General features: G+C 67.0%; 17 protein-coding genes and 1 pseudogene. 3 read left to right on the top strand and 15 right to left on the bottom strand.

The genetic code is table 11. The features are described from left to right. Positions 1-1,213 precede the first annotated feature (1,213 nt). Together BO996_RS02925 and BO996_RS02920 are read right to left on the bottom strand one after the other, a co-directional pair. Positions 1,214-1,876, bottom strand: coding sequence for an acyloxyacyl hydrolase (locus BO996_RS02925; protein WP_071953966.1), 663 nt, complete (start codon positions 1,874-1,876; stop codon positions 1,214-1,216). 175 nt (positions 1,877-2,051) lie between these two features. Continuing rightward, positions 2,052-2,606: a Spy/CpxP family protein refolding chaperone gene (locus BO996_RS02920; protein WP_071953965.1), complete on the bottom strand. Its 555-nt coding sequence runs from the start codon at positions 2,604-2,606 to the stop codon at positions 2,052-2,054. Between the two features lie 310 nt (positions 2,607-2,916). Between BO996_RS02920 and BO996_RS02915 the strand changes: the two genes are divergently transcribed. Beyond that, on the top strand, positions 2,917-3,963 hold the full coding sequence (locus BO996_RS02915; RefSeq protein WP_071953964.1) for a recombination-associated protein RdgC: 1,047 nt from the start codon (positions 2,917-2,919) through the stop codon (positions 3,961-3,963). A gap of 60 nt (positions 3,964-4,023) precedes the next feature. On the opposite strand, the gene BO996_RS02910 is transcribed toward BO996_RS02915, so the two are convergent. The 8 genes from BO996_RS02910 to BO996_RS02875 form a co-directional block, all read right to left on the bottom strand. Further along, positions 4,024-5,211, bottom strand: a complete 1,188-nt coding sequence (locus BO996_RS02910) for an acetyl-CoA C-acyltransferase family protein (RefSeq protein ID WP_071957013.1) — start codon at positions 5,209-5,211, stop codon at positions 4,024-4,026. A 99-nt stretch (positions 5,212-5,310) separates the two neighbouring features. Further along, complete coding sequence (locus BO996_RS02905; protein WP_071953963.1) at positions 5,311-6,099, bottom strand: enoyl-CoA hydratase/isomerase family protein; 789 nt, start codon at positions 6,097-6,099, stop codon at positions 5,311-5,313. Between the two features lie 9 nt (positions 6,100-6,108). Further along, positions 6,109-7,938, bottom strand: coding sequence for an AMP-dependent synthetase/ligase (locus BO996_RS02900; RefSeq protein ID WP_071953962.1), 1,830 nt, complete (start codon positions 7,936-7,938; stop codon positions 6,109-6,111). A 145-nt stretch (positions 7,939-8,083) separates the two neighbouring features. Beyond that, positions 8,084-8,902: an ABC transporter ATP-binding protein gene (locus BO996_RS02895; RefSeq protein WP_071953961.1), complete on the bottom strand. Its 819-nt coding sequence runs from the start codon at positions 8,900-8,902 to the stop codon at positions 8,084-8,086. 25 nt (positions 8,903-8,927) lie between these two features. Then, entirely contained in the window at positions 8,928-10,109 is a 1,182-nt protein-coding gene (locus tag BO996_RS02890; protein WP_043825208.1) for an ABC transporter substrate-binding protein, read from the bottom strand. 37 nt (positions 10,110-10,146) lie between these two features. Then, entirely contained in the window at positions 10,147-11,184 is a 1,038-nt protein-coding gene (locus tag BO996_RS02885; RefSeq protein ID WP_071953960.1) for a branched-chain amino acid ABC transporter permease, read from the bottom strand. 22 nt (positions 11,185-11,206) lie between these two features. Continuing rightward, entirely contained in the window at positions 11,207-12,088 is an 882-nt protein-coding gene (locus BO996_RS02880) for a branched-chain amino acid ABC transporter permease (RefSeq protein ID WP_013799949.1), read from the bottom strand. Then, positions 12,085-12,969 (bottom strand): ABC transporter ATP-binding protein, encoded by an 885-nt coding sequence (locus tag BO996_RS02875; protein ID WP_071953959.1) that lies wholly within the window; start codon positions 12,967-12,969, stop codon positions 12,085-12,087. The genes BO996_RS02880 and BO996_RS02875 overlap by 4 nt, the downstream gene beginning before the upstream one ends. Before the next feature lie 130 nt (positions 12,970-13,099). On the opposite strand from BO996_RS02875, the pseudogene BO996_RS02870 reads away from it, so the two are divergent. Continuing rightward, a pseudogene (locus BO996_RS02870) lies at positions 13,100-13,862 on the top strand (TetR/AcrR family transcriptional regulator). Positions 13,863-13,888: 26 nt separating this feature from the next. On the opposite strand, the gene cueR reads toward BO996_RS02870, so the two are convergent. Together cueR and BO996_RS02860 are read right to left on the bottom strand one after the other, a co-directional pair. Continuing rightward, complete coding sequence (gene cueR / locus BO996_RS02865) at positions 13,889-14,323, bottom strand: Cu(I)-responsive transcriptional regulator (RefSeq protein WP_012201974.1); 435 nt, start codon at positions 14,321-14,323, stop codon at positions 13,889-13,891. Positions 14,324-14,366: 43 nt separating this feature from the next. After that, complete coding sequence (locus BO996_RS02860) at positions 14,367-14,561, bottom strand: heavy-metal-associated domain-containing protein (RefSeq protein WP_012201975.1); 195 nt, start codon at positions 14,559-14,561, stop codon at positions 14,367-14,369. Positions 14,562-14,861: 300 nt separating this feature from the next. Here BO996_RS02860 and BO996_RS02855 point away from each other — a divergent pair, with 300 nt between their 5' ends. Beyond that, entirely contained in the window at positions 14,862-16,556 is a 1,695-nt protein-coding gene (locus tag BO996_RS02855; RefSeq protein WP_071953958.1) for a methyl-accepting chemotaxis protein, read from the top strand. A gap of 104 nt (positions 16,557-16,660) precedes the next feature. Here BO996_RS02855 and BO996_RS02850 read toward each other — a convergent pair whose 3' ends face one another. The 3 genes from BO996_RS02850 to BO996_RS02840 all read right to left on the bottom strand — a co-directional run bounded on the left by BO996_RS02850 (position 16,661) and on the right by BO996_RS02840 (position 19,421). Continuing rightward, a complete protein-coding gene (locus tag BO996_RS02850) occupies positions 16,661-17,779 on the bottom strand; it encodes an alkene reductase (RefSeq protein WP_071953957.1) in 1,119 nt (372 codons plus the stop codon). 81 nt (positions 17,780-17,860) lie between these two features. Beyond that, complete coding sequence (locus BO996_RS02845; protein WP_071953956.1) at positions 17,861-18,442, bottom strand: NADPH-dependent FMN reductase; 582 nt, start codon at positions 18,440-18,442, stop codon at positions 17,861-17,863. A gap of 4 nt (positions 18,443-18,446) precedes the next feature. Next, on the bottom strand, positions 18,447-19,421 hold the full coding sequence (locus BO996_RS02840; protein WP_071953955.1) for a tripartite tricarboxylate transporter substrate binding protein: 975 nt from the start codon (positions 19,419-19,421) through the stop codon (positions 18,447-18,449). Positions 19,422-19,443 lie beyond the last annotated feature (22 nt).

The raw sequence follows: 19,443 nt of genomic DNA, 5'->3' as shown, positions 1-19,443 counted from the left end.
ACGGTCCTCTGCAGGCCGCTGAAGCGCTCGGGCTGATTCACATCCTCTTGCCCTGGTGCGCCAGCAGCCATCACTTTTCGTGATTGCCCTTGCCTGGACTGGATCTGCTGCTCCTGATCCGGATGCGCAGTCCTCTTGCAGGCCGGCAACAAGGGGTTGAATTTTTTTGAATGGCCGAACACTGCCTCTGGCGCATCCGCTTGCGTCCGCCTGGCAGGCCGCGTTTTCCTGAAGTCTTCCACGTCCAGTGCACAGCCCGTTGTGGAAAAGCGCCCGTTCCACAGCGTTCCTGCGTGGCCGCGAGGAAGTCTTGTCTTCGTGCTTCTTTGTGCATACGGCCATGGCGCGTGAATCGATCCGGAATTTTTTTGAACACAGGCGCGCCAATTTCGCTGGAGCAGTCCCTCGTCTGGACATGCCCAGGCTCCAGACAACCTGGCACGTCTGTTTTTTTTTGAAAAACCGTTCGGCCTTCGCTTCCCGCGTGACTTCGCCTTCGGTTGTTCTTTGATCTTCTTATAAAGAATAGTCGTAGTAGTAGAGGCATGACATCTCTGTGGATAACTCTCTATTTATCAAAAAAAACAATGCCTTGCCCGATTGAAAAACATGTGATCAAAGCCCTGTTCCCGGTGTCTCCCGAACGGGGATAGTTTGCCTGTTTCGATTTTTTCTGTGGATAACTGTTGAGTTGGTCTTCATCTATCCACAGTTTTGTGCGATGTGTATTTTTTCCTTTATTGCACTTCAAGTTGTTGATCTATAAGGATTTTTCTGTTTATCCAGGTGAAAAGAAGGCTTGCCAGACATGGATGAGCACATGGTCTGCCAGCGCTGTGACCTGTTGACAGGCTTTTTTTTCTGATGGATCGGCTGCCTTTTTTTATCCAGAACGGTCTTGCCGCTGTGAAAAACCGCCCTTGGCTGTTATTCCTATCTCTCTTATTTTTTAATTAGTAGTAGTAGTAAGTGAAGTGCTTAATTGTTGATAACTGAATTTGTCTTATAAAAATCAACAACTTAAGACACTTCAAACCCTGTGGTGGATGCTGCTTCGCTGCTGCACCCGTTTTGGGCACAACTTTCCATGGCGCATCCTCCTTGTGGATAAGCATGGATTTACGAGATTTTTATGCCCAGGTTTTTCCACAGGGCGGCCGAGGACAAAAAAAGACCACCTCGAAGGTGGTCTTGCCGGGATCTGCAACCGTGATCAGAAATGGTGGGCGTAGCGCAGCTGCAGGAAGTTTTCGCCGGGGTTGGGTTTCTTGATGCCTGCGTTGGAATGGTGCTCCAGCCGCAGCACCAGCTCATGCTGGCCCTGGCTGCCAAACAGGTAGCCCACGCCGATATGGGTGGCGAAGTTGTAGCGCGTGGGGAATTCCTTCTCGTCCGTGACGTAGCGACGGTTCAGCGCCCAGCTCAGGCCCACGCCGGTTTCTGCAAACCAGGGCGACTGCCCGTTGCTGGGACGCCAGCGCACGGTGGGATTCACGCCGATGACCCAGGTGCCGCGATCGCGACCCTCCAGCGGCGCCGACCAGCGGGCGCCCCAGACATCCCAGTAGCCGCTGAGCTGGCCGCCCCACAGCGCATGGCGCCAGTTGCGCCATGGCACAGTGACGCCCACGGTCCAGCTGTCGGCACTGTGCTCGGCCGCGCCGTATTGCAGGTACATGGAGGGGGAGGATTCCGGCGTGGACTGCGCCTGCGCCGCCAGGGGCAGGAGGGCCGCTGCACCGGCCAGCAGCACGGCGGCAAAACTTCCGGTTCGTCTGGGTCGCTCTGGTCGCCCTGAACGTCCTGGTGGATGTTTGCGCGCCGTTGCGTGGTTCTGGCAGCTGGATGGCGTCGTTTGAGTGTTTTTGGGGGCCATGATCTTCTCCGGGGCAGCACACAATGCTGTGCCTGTTCCACTCTAGGCAGTCCGGGGAAGATCGGGGAGTCAGCAAAAAAGCCCTTGCACTGTCGGCCGCCTGACAAGGCGTCCGTGCAAGGGCTGGCGCAAGCAATCCGGCTGCCCGCTGGTGGCGGGCAGGCCAGGTGGCTGCTTACTGGGCGGGTGCCGGGGCAGGGCGGGCCTGGCCGCTCTTGTGGTCATGGCGCGGGCCGTGGTCCATGCCGTGGTGGCCGGGGTGGCCCTTGTGCAGCGTGGCGGCATCGAAGGTCTTTTGCTGGCTGGCATCCAGCTGGGCGTAGAAGGCCTTGGTGGCTTCGCCGCGGCGATCGGCATCGGCCGCGCGCTGGGCGCGCATTTCACGCATCTTGTCGATGCGCTGGGGCGTGGTCAGCTTGGCGAAGTCCTCGCGCTCCATGCGCTGGGGACGCTCGCCGGGCTTGAAGGTGGCCGCATAGGTGTTCCATGCGGTCTCCTGGGCCGGCGTGAGCTTGAGGTCGGCCTTGAGCTTGGCGATGCGCTGCTGCATGTGCTCCCTGCGGTCGCCGTGCTTGTGCATGGCGCGATCGGGCTTGGGTGCTGTGGTGGTAGCGGCGGCGGCGGGGGCTGCCGGCGCGGCGGTCTGGGCGTACGAGGGCAGGGCGAACGATGCCAGCAAGGCGGTGGCAGCGGCGGCGCTGGCGAGGGTGCGGCGGAAGGTGGTGGTCATTCCAAAATCCTTTCTGGAGAGGGTGACTGAAGGCCGCCGTCAAGGCACTTGGCGAGCCCTGTGCAGCGGATGATTGAAGTGTGGTCGTCCGATGTATCGGGGCAGTGAGGTTTTGCGCACGGCTTGTAAAGAATTGACAAGCTTGTGCAGCGCTGTCCGGTGCCAGGCATGCACAATGACCGGGCGGGGCGCCAAGGCATGGCGCCCCTGCTGTTTTTTCTGTTTTCTCCCTCTGGATGGAGGCGGCGCAGCCCGGTGTTGCACACCCCTGCTGCGGCGCAGCCGCAGTCCGTCCGAGCAAAGGTTCGCTATGTTCAAAAACATGATCGTCTATCGCATTGCCGAGAGCTGGCAGGGCGATTTGCAGCAGCTTGAAGAAGCCCTGGGCAAGAGCCCGTTTGCCGAGTGCGGCGCCACGCAGGAGCGCAGCGCCGGCTGGGTGCCGCCGCGCGGCGAGCCCCATGGCCCGCTGGCCGAGTCCGTGGCCAATCAGTGGGTGATGCGCTTCATGACCGAGGCCAAGATGCTGCCGGCCAGCGTGCTCAACCGCCGCGTCAACGAAAAGGCTGCCCACATCGAGGCCACCGAAGGCCGCAAGCCCGGCAAGAAGGAAAAGAAGGAACTCAAGGACGAGGCCAAGCTGGACCTGCTGCCCATGGCCTTCACCAAGCAGGGCGCCATGTGGGTCTGGCTGGACCCGCAGGCCCGCACCCTGGTGCTGGACACGGGCAGCCAGGCGCGCGCCGACGAGGTGGTCAGCTCGCTGGTGGAGGGCCTCACAGGCTTTGCGCTGGCCCTGGTCGATACGCAGACCAGCGCCCAGGCCGCCATGGCGCACTGGCTGACCACGCAGGAAAGCCCGGCCGGCTTCTCGATTGACCGCGAATGCGAGCTCAAGGCCGCCGACGACTCCAAGGCCGTGGTGCGCTATGCGCGCCATCCGCTGGACATCGACGAGGTGCGCCAGCATATCGAGCACGGCAAGCTGCCCACGCGCTTGGCGCTGACCTGGGATGACCGCGTGAGCTTCGTGCTGACCGAGGGTCTGCAGATCCGCAAGATCGCGCTGCTCGATGCCGTGATGGAAGGCCAGTCGCAGGACGACGGCGGCTTCGATGCCGATGTGGCGATTGCCACGGGCGAGCTGTCCAGGCTCATCCCCGATCTGATCGAGGCGCTGGGCGGGGAAGGGCGCACGGGCCTGGGCCAGGATCTGCCGGCATCGCTGCAGACGCCCGCTGCCCAGACTCCTACAGCGACACCAGCGGCACCGCGTGCAGCGACGTCGGGCCGTGGTGCGCTGACGGGGCCGGCCCTGGCGCCCGTGGATACGGCGCCTGAAGAAGCGCCTTTCTAGGCCGGCAGGCGGCTGCGGTGGCGATGTTTCATGTGAAACATCGCCACGCCCAGGCGGCGCTCAGACTCTTTCAAAGATGGCCGAGATCCCTTGGCCGCCACCAATGCACATGGTCACCAGCGCATAGCGGCCGCCCGTGCGCTGCAGCTCGGCGATGGCCTTGGTGGTGATGATGGCGCCCGTGGCGCCGACCGGGTGGCCCAGCGAGATGCCCGAGCCGTTGGGGTTGACCTTGGCCGGGTCCATGCCCAGCTGCTGGATCACGGCGCAGGCCTGGGCCGCGAAGGCCTCGTTGGCCTCGATCACGTCCATGTCTGCAATCTTCAGGCCCGTGCGCTGCAGCACCTTCTGCGTGGCCGGCACGGGGCCTATGCCCATGTAGGCGGGGTCCACGCCGGCATGGGCGTAGCCCACCAGGCGCGCCAGCGGCTTCAGTCCCAGGGCCGCCACGCGATCGCCTGCGGCCAGGGCCACGGCGGCGGCGCCGTCGTTGATGCCCGAGGCATTGCCGGCCGTCACGCTGCCGCTTTCCTTTCGGAACGCGGGCTTCATGGTGGACAGCAATTCGATGGTGGTGCTGGCGCGCACATGCTCGTCGGTGTCGAAGACCACGACGCCCTTGCGCGTGGCGATCTCCACGGGAACGATCTGCTCCTTGAAGTGGCCGGCCGCAATGGCAGCGGCCGCGCGCTGGTGGCTGGCTGCCGCCAGTTCGTCCTGCATTTCGCGGCTGATGTGGTAGCGCTCGGCCACGTTTTCGGCCGTGATGCCCATGTGCATTTTCTGCCAGGGGTCGTGCAGGATGCCCAGCATGTAGTCGATGCTCTTGGCGTCGCCCATGCGCGCGCCCCAGCGGGCGGCCTGGTCGAAGTAGGGCCCGCGGCTCATGGACTCGCTGCCGCCGCCGATGGCCACGTCGCAGTCGCCCAGCGCAATGGCCTGGGCGGCAGAGACGATGGCCTGCAGGCCGGAGCCGCACAGCCGGTTGACGTTGAAGGCCGGCGTCTCGATGGGGCAGCCCGCATCGATGGCGGCCACGCGCGAGAGGTAGGCGTCCTTGGTATCGGTGGGGATCACATTGCCCATGACCACGTGGCCGACGGCGTCGGGCGCCAGGCCCGCGCGCTCGATGGCCGCCTTGACGGCCGTGGTGGCCAGCTGGGTGTTGGGTACGTCCTTGAGGCTGCCGCCGAAGGTGCCGATGGCGGTGCGCGCAGTGCCGACGACGAAGACGTCGCGTGGGGTCATGGTGAAGCTCCTCGAAGCGATGAACACGGGGGATGGAGTGCATTGTGCCGGGCAGGCGGCAGGCAGCGCAGCCGCCTCGGCGTCAGTTCCGGGCGCAGGTCAACGTCCCTCGAATTGCGGCGTCTGCTTGGCGTGGAACGCCGCAATACCGCGCGGCAGGTCGGCCGTGCGGGCACAGGCGTCGAAGGCGCAGGCCTCGGCGGCCAGCTGGTCGCGCAGGCTGCGGTCCAGGCCGGCGCGCATGAGGCGGCGCATATGGCCCAGCGCCACCGTGGGGCCGGCGGCCAGGCGCTGGGCCAGCTGCAGCACGGCGGCGTCGAGTTCGGCGGGCGGCAGGACGCGGTTGATGAGGCTCAGGCGCTGCGCTTGGGCGCAGTCCAGGGTCTCGCCCAGCATGGCGATCTCCAGCGCGTTGCGCAGGCCCACGATGCGCGGCAGCGCCCAGGAGGCTCCCACGTCGCAGCTGGCGCCCAGGTTGATGTAGGCCAGGTTGAAGCGCGTGCCCTCGGCCGCGCAGACGAAGTCGGCCTGCAGCATCAGCGACAGGCCTGCGCCTGCCGCCGCGCCATGCACCTTGGCGATGACGGGCGCATCGAGCTGGCCCAGCAGCGCCACGGCCTCGTTGAGCGGCGCCAGCAGCTCGGCCGCGCCGCGCACGGGGTCGGCGGCCAGCGTGTCCAGGTCGCCGCCCGCCATGAAGGCGCGGCCTGCGCCTTCCAGCACCACGCAGCGCAGCGCGCGGTCCTGGGCCAGGGCGCGCACGGCGTCGCGCAGTGCCAGCGCCATGGGCACGTCGATGGCGTTGAGGGCGGCGGGGCGGTGGAAGGTCAGCGTGGCGATGGCGCCTTCGCGGTGCAGCAGCAGCGGGGTGTCTTGCGTGTCGGTCATGGGAGCGGATCAGTGGTACAGGGCGTCGATTTCGGCGGCGTAGGTCTTGTAGATGGACGAGCGGCGCACCTTCATCGTGGCCGTGACTTCGCCGTCGTCGTGGTCCAGCTCCTTGGTCAGCAGATGGAAGCGCCGCACATGCGAGACCTGGGCCAGGCGCGCATTGCCCTGCGCGATCTCGGCATCGATCAGCGCGCGCACCTCGGCCATCTCGGCCAGGGAGCGGAAATGCGTGAAGGGAATGCGCCGCGCCTGGGCCCATTGGCCCACCGTCTCGTAGTCGATCTGCACCAGCGCGCCCACGAACTTGCGGCCCTCGGCCACGACGATGCACTCCTTGATGAAGGGGCTGGCCTTCATGGTGTTCTCGATCTCCGAGGGCGTGAGGTTCTTGCCGCCGGCGGTGATCATGATGTCCTTGAGGCGGTCCACGATGCGCAGCTGGCCGCCCTGCACGCGCACCACGTCGCCCGTGTGCAGCCAGCCGTCCTGCAGGCTTTGCGCCGTGGCCTCGGGGTTCTTGTAGTAGCCCGCGAAGACCATGTCGCCCTTGATCTGGAGCTCGCCGCTGCCGTCGCCCTCATCGGGGCCGGCATGGGTGGCAATGCGCCATTGCACGCCTTCGGTGGCCACGCCCACGGTGCCCACGGCCACGTCGTCCAGGCGGTGGCCGGTAACCATTCCCGTGGATTCGGTCAGCCCGTAGACCTCGATCAGCGGCACGCCCAGCGTGCGGAAAAAGCGCACCACGTCGGGCGGTATGGGCGCGGCGCCGGTGAGCGCCACGCGCGCCTCGCGCAGGCCGATGAAGTTCTGCAGCGCGCGCAGCACGCTCCAGTAGCTGGCGGCCCAGGCCAGGCGCTCGGCCAGGCTCCACTGCCTGCGGGGCTTTTCGGCCAGCGGCGCGCAGGCCGCCATGGCGCGCCGGTAGAGCGCGCGGCGCAGCGGTCCGGTCTCCTGCATCTTGATGCTGATGGCCGCATGCAGCTTCTCCCAGATGCGCGGCACGCCCAGGAACATGTTGGGCGCGACTTCGCGCAGGTCTTCCTGCACCGTGCGAATGGACTCGCCGAAGTGCACCTGCGAGCCCAGGTAGACGGGCACGAAGCTGGTCAGCATCTGCTCGGCCACGTGGCACAGCGGCAGGTAGGACAGGTGGCGCGTGCCGCCGTCCAGCCCCAGCCGCTCGGCAATGCCGGGCACCACGCCGCGAATGTTGCGGTAGGTGATCATGGCGCCCTTGGGCTTGCCGGTGGAGCCCGAGGTGTAGATCATCAGCCCCACGTCATCCAGCGTCTGGTGTGCCAGCGCCTCTTCGATGGGGGCGCGGCTGGCGGCCTGGGTGCCCAGGCGCTCGACCTCGTCGAAGGTGGCGATCAGGGCGCGGACCTCCGGCGCGAAGCTGCGCAGGCCCTTGGTCTCCATGACGATGATCTTTTTCAGGCGCGGCAGCTGGGGCAGTGCGGCCAGCAGCTTGTCGGTCTGCTCCTGGTCCTCGCAGACCATGATGTCCACATCGGCATGGCCCGCCACATAGGCGACCTCGGGCGTGGGACTGGTGGGGTACACGCCCACGGTGATGGCGCCGATCAGGCCCGCGCCCATCTGGGCCAGCACCCACTCGATGCGGTTCTCGGAGATCACGCCCATGTGGCCGCCTGGCGGCAGGCCCAGCTGCGCCAGGCCCAGCCCGAAGTGGCTGGCACGCTCGTGGTAGCGCGCCCAGCTGGTGGGCTTCCAGATGCCGAAGTCCTTTTGCCGTATGGCCACGCGCTGGGCATCGCTGCGCGCGCGTTCGGCCAGCATCTGGGGCAGGGTGAGTTCGGGAAGGTTCTTCATATCAATGACCCATCGCGCTGCCTTTGACACTGGCGTGCCCCCACACGGGAGCACCGAGGAAGGGCCGCCCCGCACCGAGGGTGCTGTCCCCCTCCCTCGCGAAGCGGGAGAGAGGGGGAAGGCGCGAAGCGACTCAGGGGGTGCTTCATGACAACCAGCGCTTGCGGCGCTTGTAGTGCTTCAGGTCGCGAAAACTTTTTGCCTCGCCACCACCGCCCATGCCCAGGTAGAACTCGCGCACGTCGGCATCCTGGGCCAGGCGTTCGGCCGGGCCGTCGATGACGATCTTGCCGTTCTCCATGATGTAGCCGCTGTGCGCCACGGCCAGGGCCACGGTGGCGTTCTGCTCGACCAGCAGCATGGAGGTGCCGCGCTCGGCATTGATGCGCGCGATGATGGTGAAGATGTCCTCCACCAGCTTCGGCGCCAGGCCCAGCGAGGGCTCGTCCAGCAGCATGAGCTGGGGCTCGGCAATCAGCGCGCGGCCAATGGCCAGCATCTGCTGCTCGCCGCCCGACAGGTAGCCGGCCAGGCCTTTGCGTCGCTCATGCAGGCGCGGGAAGTAGCTGTAGACCAGGTCGAAGTCGGGCTTGACTTGATTGCGGCCCGTGAGCGCGTAGGTGGCGGCCACGAGGTTTTCCTCCACCGTGAGGTCCTCGAACACGCGCCGGCCCTCCATCACATGCGACAGCCCCAGGCGCACCAGCTGCTGGGGCGCGTACTGCGCGGTGGACTGGCCGTTGTAGCGCACGCTGCCGCTGGCCAGCAGGCCGTCCTCCAGCGCCAGCAGTCCGGAGACGGCCTTGAGCGTGGTGCTCTTGCCCGCGCCGTTGCTGCCCAGCAGGGCCACGATCTGGCCGCGCGGCACGGCCAGCGACAGGCCCCGCAGGGCCTGCACGACCTTGTTGTAGATGACCTCGATGTTGTTGATTTCGAGGACCTTGTCCGTGGGCTGCTCGGTCATGTGCGGGCGTCTGTTCGGACGACGGTCAAAGTGCGATCCAGTCAGAGGCGGGCAGCATCTTCTGCGCCTTCATGTCCGCCTTGTAGACGCGGCCCACGGGAATCGAATTGCCCTTGATGGTGATGGGCACGCCGATCAGTCCGCCCGTGTCGAAGTCCTTGATGGAATTGAGCGCGGCCTTGAGGTTGGGGCCGGTGAGCGGCTTGCCCGCGTCCAGGCAGCGCCTGGCCGATTCCACGAACAGCATGGCCGCCAGAAAGCCCTGGATATAGGCCGTGCTCTGGTACTCGGGGCGCAGCGCGCGGATCTTGTCCAGCATGGGCGCCTTGGCCGAGGTGTCGTAGTAGTAGCGGTAGGGCATGACGCCCATGAAGCCGTCGCCGGCCTCGCCCATCTTCATGACGGTGGAGCTGTCCATGGTCCAGAAGGTGCCCATCCATTGGCTTGTCATGCCCATCTGCTTGCCCTGCTGGATGAACTCGGGAATGGGCGCGAGGATGTAGCCGTGGAAGATGGTGTAGTCGGGCGCGGCGCGGCGCAGCTTGATGACTTCGGTGGACACGTCCACGCTGCCGGGCGGCGTCATCAGCTTGGCCACCACGTTCAGGCCCAGCTTCTTGGCGGCCGCCTCGCTGGCCTCGATGGGGTCGCGGCCGAATTCGGAGTCGGAGTAGACGAAGGCCACCTTGGCGCCCGGCTTTTCCTTGGCGATGTGCTTGAGCAGGATGCCGAACATCTCCGTGTAGTCGGGCCCCACGAGGAACTGGTTCGGGTACTTGGCCGGGTTGTTGAGCTCGGTGGCGAAGGAGGCGCCCGCCATGAGGATGGCGCCGTTGCGGTCCAGCTCGGGGTTGATGGTCTTGGAAAAGCCCGTGGAGTCGCCGTAGTAGAGGTTGACCTTGTTCTGGCTGGTGATCTTCTTGAACGCGGCCACCGAGACATCGACCTTGTAGCCCGTGTCCTCGGGCACGTAGCGGACCTTGCGGCCCTTGATGCCGCCGGCCTCGTTGACCATCTTCACGTAGTCGCCCATGCCGGCATTGATGCCCACGCCCGCGAAGGCGAACACGCCCGTCATGGGGATGGAGCCGCCGATCACGATGTCTTCGCCGCCAGCCTGGGCGCGGGCGGCCAGCGGTGCGGCCAGGCTGGCGCCGGCCGCCAGCAGCAGGCTGCGGCGGCGCGAGGAGGTCGGGTGTTGCTGCATTGCTTGTCTCCTTTTGCTTGTCGTGCGCGGCGCCGCCTCAATTGCGGAAGGGCCACAGGTGGAAGAAGCGGCGCAGGCGCCGCCACATTTCTGCGAGCCCCTGCGGCTCGAAGACCAGAAAGACGATGATCAGCAGCCCGAACACCATGGTGCGCACGGGCGACAGGAAGACGGCCAGCTCGGAGCCGCCGGGCAGCAGGTCCACGATGAGCTTGAGCAGCTCCGGGACCATGGTCATGAAGACCGCGCCCAGGATGCCGCCCAGGATGGAGCCCATGCCGCCGACGATGATGGCCGCCAGAAAGAAGATGGACATCAAGAGCGGAAAGCTCTCGGGCGTGACCACGCGAAAGAAGTACGCCCACAGCCCGCCCGCCACGCCCGCGTAGAACGAGGACAGCCCGAACGACAGCAGCTTGTAGCGCAGCAGCGGTATGCCCAGCACCTCGGCCGAGATGTCGCGGTCGCGGATGGCGATGAAGGCGCGGCCGATGCGCGTGCGAAACAGGTTGGCCGCGCCCAGCAGCATCAGCAGCGTGACGGGCACGATCACCCAGTACAGCCGGAACGAGGTGTCCAGCGTCACGCCGAACACCGTGGCCGGCTGCAGCGTCAGGCCCGCCGTGCCGCCCGTGAGCTTGAGGTTGGCGAACAGGAAGTGCGCGATGAACGAGGCCGCGATGGTGGCAATCGCCAGGTACAGGCCCTTGACGCGCAGCGAGGGCAGGCCCACCACGATGCCGCCCAGCATGGCCACGAAGCCGCCAGCCAGCAGGTTGAACAGCACGGGCGTGCCCCAGCGCGCCTGCAGGATGGCCACCGTGTAGGCGCCCAGGCCCATGAAGGCGGCCTGGCCCAGGCTGACCAGGCCCGTGTAGCCGGTGAGGATGTTCAGCCCCGTGGCGCCGGCCACGTTGATGCTGACCAGGCAGGCCAGGTACAGCCAGTAGTCGCTGGCCATGAAGGGAAACAGCACCAGCAGCGCGCCGGCCATGGCCAGCCAGATGCGTTGCGTGCGGGAGTCGAACAGCGCCGCATCGGCGATGTAGCTTTCCTTGAGGGTGCCTATGCGCATGCTGCCGTCTTTCTGAAGCTGTCTAGAGCCGCTCGATCTCGTGCGTGCCGAACAGGCCGTAGGGCCTGAGCATGAGCACCACGACCAGCACGATGAAGGTGGCCAGCAGCTTGTACTCGCCGCCCAGGTAGGCACCGGCCAGCGCCTCCACCAGGCCGATGAACAGGCCGCCGACCAGGGCGCCCAGCACGCTGTCCAGCCCGCCCACGATGACGACCACCAGCACCGACAGGCCGAACACGCCCATGCTCGACGAGATGCCGCCGATGGAGCCGACGATGATTCCCGACACGGCGGCGATCATGGCCGACACCACCCAGGCCAGCGAGAACACACGCGGCACGTTGATGCCCACCGAATAGGCCGCTGCCTGGTCGCTGGCCGTGGCGCGCAGGGCCACGCCGCCACGCCAGTAGCGGAACACCAGCAGCACGGCCGCGATGAAGACCACGGCCACAGCTGCGCCCCAGGCCACCTTGGGCGCGAGAAAGGCCTCGCCGATCATCACGGGCTGCGTGGGCATGAACTCGGGCAGGCGGCGCTGGTCGGCCGTCCAGATCAGCTCCACCAGGCCCACCAGCACCGAGGCCAGGCCCACGGTGACCATGAACACCGAGATCGGCGGCTCGCCCAGCAGCGGCCGGATCATGGTGCGCTCGATCAGCGCGCCCAGCAGCCCCGTGCCCAGCACGGCGGCGGGAATGGCCAGCCACAGCGGCAGCGCGAACATGGCCGCGAAGGTGAAGAACAGGTAGGCGCCCACCATCAGCAGCTCGCCGATGGCGATGTTGACCACGCGCGTGGCCTTGTAGACCACCACGAAGGCCAGCGCGGCCAGCGCATACAGGCCGCCTGCGGCCAGGCCCGTGAGGGCGATCTCGAACAGGTAGGCCCAGTCCATCATGCGGCTTCCTGTGCCAGGGCAGGCTGCGGCTTGGCGGGCTCTGGCCGGGTGGACGCGCCGCGCAGCCGGCGCCGCAGCTCGCCCACATCACCGGCGCCCAGGTAGGCCCGGTTCACCTCGGGATCGGCCTGCACCACGGCAGGCGTGCCCTGGGCGATGACCTGGCCGAAGTTGAGCACCACCACATGGTCGGACAGGTCCATGACCATGCCCATGTCGTGCTCCACCATGAGCACGGTCACGCCCCATTCGGCGCGCACGTCGAGGATGAAGCGCGCCATGTCCTCGGTCTCCTCTCGGTTCATGCCGGCCACGGGCTCGTCCAGCATCAGGATGCGCGGCTGCATGGCCAGGGCGCGCGCCATCTCCACGCGCTTTTGCAGCCCGTAGGACAGGGCGGCCACGGGCGCATGGCGGATGTGGTCTATCTCCAGGAAATCGATGATGCGCTCCTCGATGTCGCGGCGCAGCTCGGCCTCTTCGCGGCGTGCGCGGCCCAGGTAGAGGAGGGCATCGAGCACGTTGGTGCGCAGGTGGGCGTGGCGGCCCAGCTTGATGTTGTCCAGCACCGTCATGCCCCGGAACAGCGCAATGTTCTGGAAGCTGCGCCCCAGGCCCAGCCGCGCGCGGCGCGGCGCCGGCATGCGCGTGATGTCCTCGCCCTGGAAGCGGATGGAGCCGCCCGTGGGCCGGTAAAAGCCCGAGATGGTGTTGAACAGCGACGTCTTGCCCGCGCCGTTGGGGCCGATCACGGCCGTGATCGAGCCGGGCTGCACATCGAAGCCCACGCCCGACAGCGCCTTCACGCCGCCAAAGGCGAGCGTGACGCCATCGACCTGCAGCAAGGGGGCGGGCGGGCCGCCGTCGGGGTGTGTCTCCATGGCGCTCTCGTGCGTTGGTTCGTCGAGCCGGGCAGGAGCCTACTGAAGCGTAGGCTGTTTACTTTGGAGTAGATTCTGGTTGTCGCCCTCCGCATGCAGCATCGGTGATTTCCCCGGTGCACCCGCCGCCATGAAGCCATCGAGCCCTGAAACCAAGACCCGACCCAGCCCCGGAACCCGCACCCGCAAAGGCCGTGCGGCGCCCGCCGTGGACTCGCCCTGGAGCGGCACGCCCGACCGCGAGCAGCAGCGCGAGGCCAAGCGCCAGGCCGTGCTGCAGGCCGCCGCGCAGCTGTTCAACGAGCGCGGCTTCTCCGCCACCTCGCTGGACGACATCGCCGCACGGCTGGGCGTGAGCAAGCCCACGCTGTACTACTACGTCAAGAACAAGGACGAGATCCTGCTGCAGTGCGTGAACCAGGGCCTGGCCATGACGCTGGAAGGCATCGAGGCCTCGCGCCGTGCAGGTGGCCAGGCCGTGGACCAGCTGCGCGCCTGCATGCAGGTCTATGCGCGCATCGTCACCATGGACTTCGGCATGTGCCTGATCCGCGTGGGCGACGAACAGGTCCCCCCGACAGCCGCCGCGAACTGCGCCGCCAGAAGGCCGCCATAGACCAGGCCTTCCGGCGCCTTGTGGCCGCCGGCGTGCAGGAGGGCTCTCTGGCTCCTTGCGACCCCAAGATGACGGCCTTCGTGATTGCCGGCGCGCTCAGCTGGATAGGCCGCTGGTACCAGCCTGGCGGCCAGTACTCGGCCGAGGAAGTGGCGCAGCAGTGCATTGATACCTTGATGGGGGGGTGTTGCGCAGGGCGGATGTTCTCGATACGCCCAAGTTATCCAAGCCACCCAAGGTGGGCAAGCCTGCAAAGCGTGCGAAGGCGGGCGGCTGAAGCGCCGTTCCCTGCCGTGAGACACGCTACGGCGCCGCACTCTCCTGCGCCGCCAGATCATCCAATATCGGGCAGTCCGGCCGGTCGTCGCCGTGGCAGCAGTGCACCAGGGTCTTGAGCGTGCGCTGCATGGCCTGCATGGCGGCGATGCGCTCGGTCAGTTCGTCGATGTGGCGCTGGGCGATGGCCTTGACCTGGCTGCTGGCGCGGCTCTTGTCCTGCCACAGGCCGAGCAGGGTGGCGATCTCGTCCATGGAAAAGCCGAGGTCGCGCCCCCGGCGGATGAAGCGCAGGGCATGCACGTCGGCCTCGGCGTACTGGCGGTAGCCACCGTCCGTGCGGTGCATGGGCGGCAGCAGGCCCTGGGCTTCGTAGTGGCGCACCATGCGCGCCGAGACACCGGCGCGGCGCGCGGCCTCGCCGATGGAGACGGGCCAGTGCTGTGCGGGGTGGGCGGACATGGTGCGTGCCTTTCGGATGCCTTCGGTGTCTTTGAGGTGTCTCTCAGGCGACCTTGTAGCCTTCTTCGGCAATGGCGGCGCCCAGTGCCTCGCGGCTGGCGCTGCTGTCGACTTCCACGCGCTGGGCGGCGCGATCGATTTTTACCTGGGCCTGGTCATCCACGCCCTGCACGGCCTGGGTGACGGCGCGTTCGCAGTGGCCGCAGGTCATGCCCTGCACGGTGAAAACATGTTGCATCTCTCGCTCCTGGTTGGGGCGCGCCGAAGTGGCGCAAGCCATGGACGGCATGTTGAACCCTGACACCATGGCAAGGTCAAGCGTCTGGCTGGACAAGGGTTGATTTGGCCCAATTCGATGTGAGTCGGCCGGCTCAATGATCCGCTGCAATGGCCGATAGATCGAAAAGAGCCGTGAATAGGCAAAAACCGTCATAGGCCATTGGCGATCATCTGACAAACTGCAACAATTTGTATTTACGTTGGCGCTATGCATTTGGAGACCGTGCGGGCGCCTTGACTGACAGAGAGGAAAACGGTCATGAACTTGTTGGGAATGATGCGGGCTTTCACGATCCGCACGCGGATGCTGGGTGCCATCGCCATGGTGCTGGTACTGCTGGGTCTGCTGGGCGGAGCCGGGATGCTGGGCATGTTCCGCATCCATGGCATGAGTCAGCAGTTCATGCATACCTCGTACGCCAAGATGGGCTACATGGTGGAGTTGCGCGCCGAGCTGGGTGCCGTGCGCGCCCATGAAAAGGACATGATCATCCAGTACGAGCGTGCCGAAGAGGTGCGCAAGGCCCACACCCAGTGGCTGGCCGCCATCGACCGCGTGAAATCCGTGGCCGAGCGCTTTCTGAAGGACGAGGACCCGGCCGACGATGCCATCGTCAGCGGCATCTCCGAGCGCGTGGACCGCTACCGCCAGCAGTTCGAGCACATTGCGCGGCAGCTGGAGGCCGGTGGCTATGACACGGCGACCACGGCCAACCGCATGAGCGGCAAGGCCATGGCCGAGGTGGCCGAGGTCGAAAAGCTCATCGCCCAGCTCGACCAGCTGCTGCGCCAGCAGGTCGATGCCATGGCCGCGGAGGAGCAGGGCGTGGCCGAGCAGACGCAGTGGATCTTCGTGGCTGCCGTGGTGCTCACGGTGCTGGTGGTGGTGCCGCTGACGCTGATGAACATGCTGTCCATCTGCCGCCCCCTGGTGCAGGCGCGCCAGACGGCGCTGACCATTGCCCAGGGCGATCTGTCGCAGAGCGTGAAGGTGGAGGGCAAGGACGAGGTGGCCGATCTGCAGCGCGCGCTGGACCAGATGCAGCAGAGCCTGGGCTCCATGGTGACCCAGGTGCGCGACGCCAGCGGCAACATCGCCACGGCCAGCCAGGAGATCGCCACGGGCAACCAGGACCTGTCCTCGCGCACCGAGCAGACGGCCAGCAATGTGCAGGAGACCGTGGCCTCGCTGTCCCAGCTCACGGCCACGGTGCAGCAGACGGCATCGTCCTCGCAGCTGGCCAACCAGCTGGCGGCCTCTGCCTCGACCACGGCCACGCGCGGTGGCGACGTGGTGGCCCAGGCGGTGGTCAGCATGCAGGAGATCACGACCTCCAGCCGCAAGATCGGCGACATCATCGGCCTTATCGACTCCATCGCCTTCCAGACCAACATCCTGGCGCTGAACGCCGCCGTGGAAGCGGCACGCGCCGGCGAGCAGGGCCGCGGCTTTGCCGTGGTGGCGGCCGAGGTGCGATCCCTGGCCCAGCGCTCGGCCCAGGCGGCCAGCGAGATCAAGGCGCTGATCCAGACCAGCGTGCAGGCCGTGGACGTGGGCGTGCGCCAGGTCGAGGACGCGGGCAAGACCATGAAGGAAATCGTGGACAGCGTGCAGCGCGTGGGCGACATCATTGGCGAGATCACGGCGGCTTCCAGCGAGCAGTCGGGGGGCATCGGCCAGGTCAACCAGGCCGTGGGCGACATCGACCGCATGACGCAGCAGAACGCAGCCCTGGTCGAGGAATCGGCTGCCGCCGCCGAGTCGCTGCGCGAGCAGGCCGCGCGCCTGGCGCAGGTGGTGGGCCAGTTCCGCATTGCCGGTGCGGCCGTGGCGTCCATGGGCTCGCATGCTTCCTATGGCCGTCCCTCCCAGGGCCAGCCCAGCCTGGCGCCGGCTGCAGGCCGCGCCTCGCTGGCTTCGGCCCGCGAGACCCAGCTGCTGGAACACGCCTGAGAAGGCAGGGGCCAGCGGCCCTGTTTCACGTGACCCCGTGAATCGCGCGAACGAAAAAGCCCGCAGGCATGGCCTGCGGGCTTTTTGCTTTGCAGCGCCGCAAATCAGGCCTGGCGCGCGAACGGGTAGTCGGTATAGCCCTCGGCGCCGCCGCCGTAGAACAGGCTGGAGTTCCAGGGGTTCAGCGGCAGGTCGTCGCGCAGGCGGTGGACCAGGTCGGGGTTGGAGATGAAGGCCTTGCCGAAGGCCACGATATCGGCGTGGCCGCTTTCCACGGCGCGCAGCGCCATGTCGCGGTCATAGCCGTTGTTGACCATCCAGGCGCCCTGGCCCCCGGCCTCGCGGTAGGCGGATTTGAGCGCCGCGTAGTCGAAGGGCCGGTCGGGCAATTCACGCGGGCCGCCGGTGGAGCCTTCGATGATGTGGATGTAGGCCAGGCCCAGCGGCGCCAGCTGGCGCACCACGTATTCGAACAGCGGCTGGGGGTCGGCATCGGCGATGTCGTTGGCCGGCGTCACGGGCGACAGGCGGATGCCCACGCGGCCGCCGCCCACGGCATCGGCAGCGGCGCGCGTGCATTCGAGCAGCAGGCGGGCGCGGTTCTCGATGCTGCCGCCGTAGTCGTCATCGCGCTGGTTGGCGCCGGTCTTGAGGAACTGGTCCAGCAGATAGCCGTTGGCGCCGTGCAGCTCCACGCCGTCGAAGCCGGCCGTCTCCACGGCATTGCGCGCGGCCACGGCGAAGCTGTGGACGATGGCGGGAAGCTCCTGCTGGGCGAGCGCGCGCGGCGCGGAGGTGGGCACGAACTGGCCCTTGCCCGAGTCCTCGTCGATCACATAGGTCTTGGATCTGGCCGCCACCGGGGACGGCCCCACGGGCGCCTGGCCTTCGGGCTGCAGCGAGGTGTGCGAGACCCGGCCCACATGCCACAGCTGGGTGACGATGCGCCCGCCGGCCTTGTGCACGGCGTCGGTCACGCGCTTCCAGCCGTCGAGCTGCTCGCTGCCGTACAGGCCCGGCACATGGGCATAGCCCTGGCCCTGGTGGCTGATGGCCGTGCCTTCGCTGATCAGCAGGCCGGCGCTGGCGCGCTGGGCGTAGTAGGTGACCATGATGTCGTTGGGCAGGGCCTGGGGTGCGCGGTTGCGCGTCAGCGGCGCCATGGCGATGCGGTTGGGCAGGCGCAGCTCGCCAGCCTGTATGGGATCGAACAGAGAGGTCATGCAACGGGGCTTTCTGTGCGTGAAGCAAAAGCGCCACCCGTGCGGGCGGCGCGGCGTACGGCACAGATTACGCCCATGAAATCAATCGTGCAGGCCAGGGATTTGCGCGCTGTCGTGCAGGCGACGGTGCTGCGCCACGAGTCGCCCCAGCGCCTGCATCTGCGCCGTCACGAAGCTGCGCGTGGCGGCATCGGTGCACAGGCCCTGGCTGTCGAATTTCTGCGCCGCCTGGCCCACGAACACCTCGGGCCGGGCCAGCACGTCGGCTTCCATGCACTGCAATACCTTGCGCAGTTCGTACTGCACGCGCGCGCCGCCCAGCGGGCCGGGCGAGGCCGAGACAAGGGCCACGGGCTTGTGCCGAAAGGGCTGGTCGTCGCCACGCGAGATCCAGTCCAGCGCATTCTTGAACATGCCTGGAATGGAGAAGTTGTACTCGGGCGTGGCCAGCAACACGGCGTCGGCACGGCGGATGCGCTCGCGCAACTGGTGCACGGATTCGGGCATGCCCGTGGCCAGCAGGTCGGCATCCAGCGGCGGCAGCGCGCGCCAGTCGCAGACCTGCATCGTGGCCTGGGGTGGCAGGCAGCTGCCCGCCAACTCCAGCAGCAGGCGGTTCAGGGAATGGCGGCGCAGGCTGCCGCACAGGCCGATGATGTCCATGGCGTCAGGCCTGCAGCGGAATGCCGACCTGCTGGATTACGCCGCGCCAGCGCGAGATCTCGGCGCCCACCATGGCACGCATCTCCTCGGGGCTGCAGGGCGTGGCCGCGCTGCCGGCGCTGGCCAGGGCCTGGAGCAGGTCGGGCTCCTTCAGGGCCTTGTGGGCTTCGGCGGCCAGCCTTTGCACCACGTCGGCGGGCGTGCCTGCGGGCGCGGCCAGGCCCAGCCAGGAGCGCACCTCGAAGCCGGGCAGCACGGCCGAGGCCGGCGGCACCTCGGGCAGGGTGGGCCAGGCCTGGGCGCTGGTGACGGCCAGGGCGCGCAGCCGGCCCGACTTGATGTGCGGCATGGCCACGGTCAGCGTGTCGCTGAGCACGTCCACATCGCCCGCTATCACGGCCTGCACGGGTGCGCCGCCGCCCCGGTAGGGCACGTGCAGCAGCTGTACCTTGGCCGTGGAGCCCAGCAGCTCGCCGGCCATGTGCTGGGTGGAGCCCACGCCCACCGAGGTGAAGGTGATGCGGCCCGGTTCCTTGCGCGCCATGGCCAGCAGATCAGCCAGGGTCCTGGCGGGATGCTCGGCGCGCACGGCCACCACGAAGGGAAAGGACGAGACGGTGGAGACAAAGGCGAAGTCCTTGACCGCGTCGTAGGGCAGCGATTTGCGCAGCGCGGCCGACACGGTGTGCGCGCCCGTGAGCATGACCAGGCTGTAGCCGTCCGGCACCGCCTTGGCCACGAAGTTGCTGGCAATGGAGCCGCCCGCGCCGCTCTTGATCTCCACCACCACGGGCTGCCTGAGCGATTCCTGCAGCTTCTGGGCCACGAGCCGGGCCACCACGTCGGCGTTGCCGCCCGCGCCAAAGCCGTGGATCAATTGAATGGGCCGGTTGGGAAAACCGCCCTGGGCCCGGGCCGTGGGCAGGGCGAGTGAGGCGGCGCCTGCAAGCAGGGCCGTGCGTCGGGTGATGGCAGTCATGTCGTGTCTCCTGTTTTTGTAT

Source organism: Delftia sp. HK171 (assembly GCF_001886655.1).
Lineage (GTDB): Bacteria > Pseudomonadota > Gammaproteobacteria > Burkholderiales > Burkholderiaceae_C > Comamonas > Comamonas acidovorans.
The sequence above is the reverse complement of the archived record's forward strand: the minus strand, read 5'-3'. Positions and strand labels throughout refer to the sequence as shown.

Bases quoted from the DNA above. Each gene is read 5' to 3' on its own strand.
- BO996_RS02925 (WP_071953966.1), bottom strand. From the start codon at position 1,876: ATGGCCCCCAAAAACACTCAAACGACGCCATCCAGCTGCCAGAACCAC.
- BO996_RS02920 (WP_071953965.1), bottom strand. From the start codon at position 2,606: ATGACCACCACCTTCCGCCGCACCCTCGCCAGCGCCGCCGCTGCCACC.
- BO996_RS02915 (WP_071953964.1), top strand. From the start codon at position 2,917: ATGTTCAAAAACATGATCGTCTATCGCATTGCCGAGAGCTGGCAGGGC.
- BO996_RS02910 (WP_071957013.1), bottom strand. From the start codon at position 5,211: ATGACCCCACGCGACGTCTTCGTCGTCGGCACTGCGCGCACCGCCATC.
- BO996_RS02905 (WP_071953963.1), bottom strand. From the start codon at position 6,099: ATGACCGACACGCAAGACACCCCGCTGCTGCTGCACCGCGAAGGCGCC.
- BO996_RS02900 (WP_071953962.1), bottom strand. From the start codon at position 7,938: ATGAAGAACCTTCCCGAACTCACCCTGCCCCAGATGCTGGCCGAACGC.
- BO996_RS02895 (WP_071953961.1), bottom strand. From the start codon at position 8,902: ATGACCGAGCAGCCCACGGACAAGGTCCTCGAAATCAACAACATCGAG.
- BO996_RS02890 (WP_043825208.1), bottom strand. From the start codon at position 10,109: ATGCAGCAACACCCGACCTCCTCGCGCCGCCGCAGCCTGCTGCTGGCG.
- BO996_RS02885 (WP_071953960.1), bottom strand. From the start codon at position 11,184: ATGCGCATAGGCACCCTCAAGGAAAGCTACATCGCCGATGCGGCGCTG.
- BO996_RS02880 (WP_013799949.1), bottom strand. From the start codon at position 12,088: ATGATGGACTGGGCCTACCTGTTCGAGATCGCCCTCACGGGCCTGGCC.
- BO996_RS02875 (WP_071953959.1), bottom strand. From the start codon at position 12,969: ATGGAGACACACCCCGACGGCGGCCCGCCCGCCCCCTTGCTGCAGGTC.
- cueR (WP_012201974.1), bottom strand. From the start codon at position 14,323: ATGTCCGCCCACCCCGCACAGCACTGGCCCGTCTCCATCGGCGAGGCC.
- BO996_RS02860 (WP_012201975.1), bottom strand. From the start codon at position 14,561: ATGCAACATGTTTTCACCGTGCAGGGCATGACCTGCGGCCACTGCGAA.
- BO996_RS02855 (WP_071953958.1), top strand. From the start codon at position 14,862: ATGAACTTGTTGGGAATGATGCGGGCTTTCACGATCCGCACGCGGATG.
- BO996_RS02850 (WP_071953957.1), bottom strand. From the start codon at position 17,779: ATGACCTCTCTGTTCGATCCCATACAGGCTGGCGAGCTGCGCCTGCCC.
- BO996_RS02845 (WP_071953956.1), bottom strand. From the start codon at position 18,442: ATGGACATCATCGGCCTGTGCGGCAGCCTGCGCCGCCATTCCCTGAAC.
- BO996_RS02840 (WP_071953955.1), bottom strand. From the start codon at position 19,421: ATGACTGCCATCACCCGACGCACGGCCCTGCTTGCAGGCGCCGCCTCA.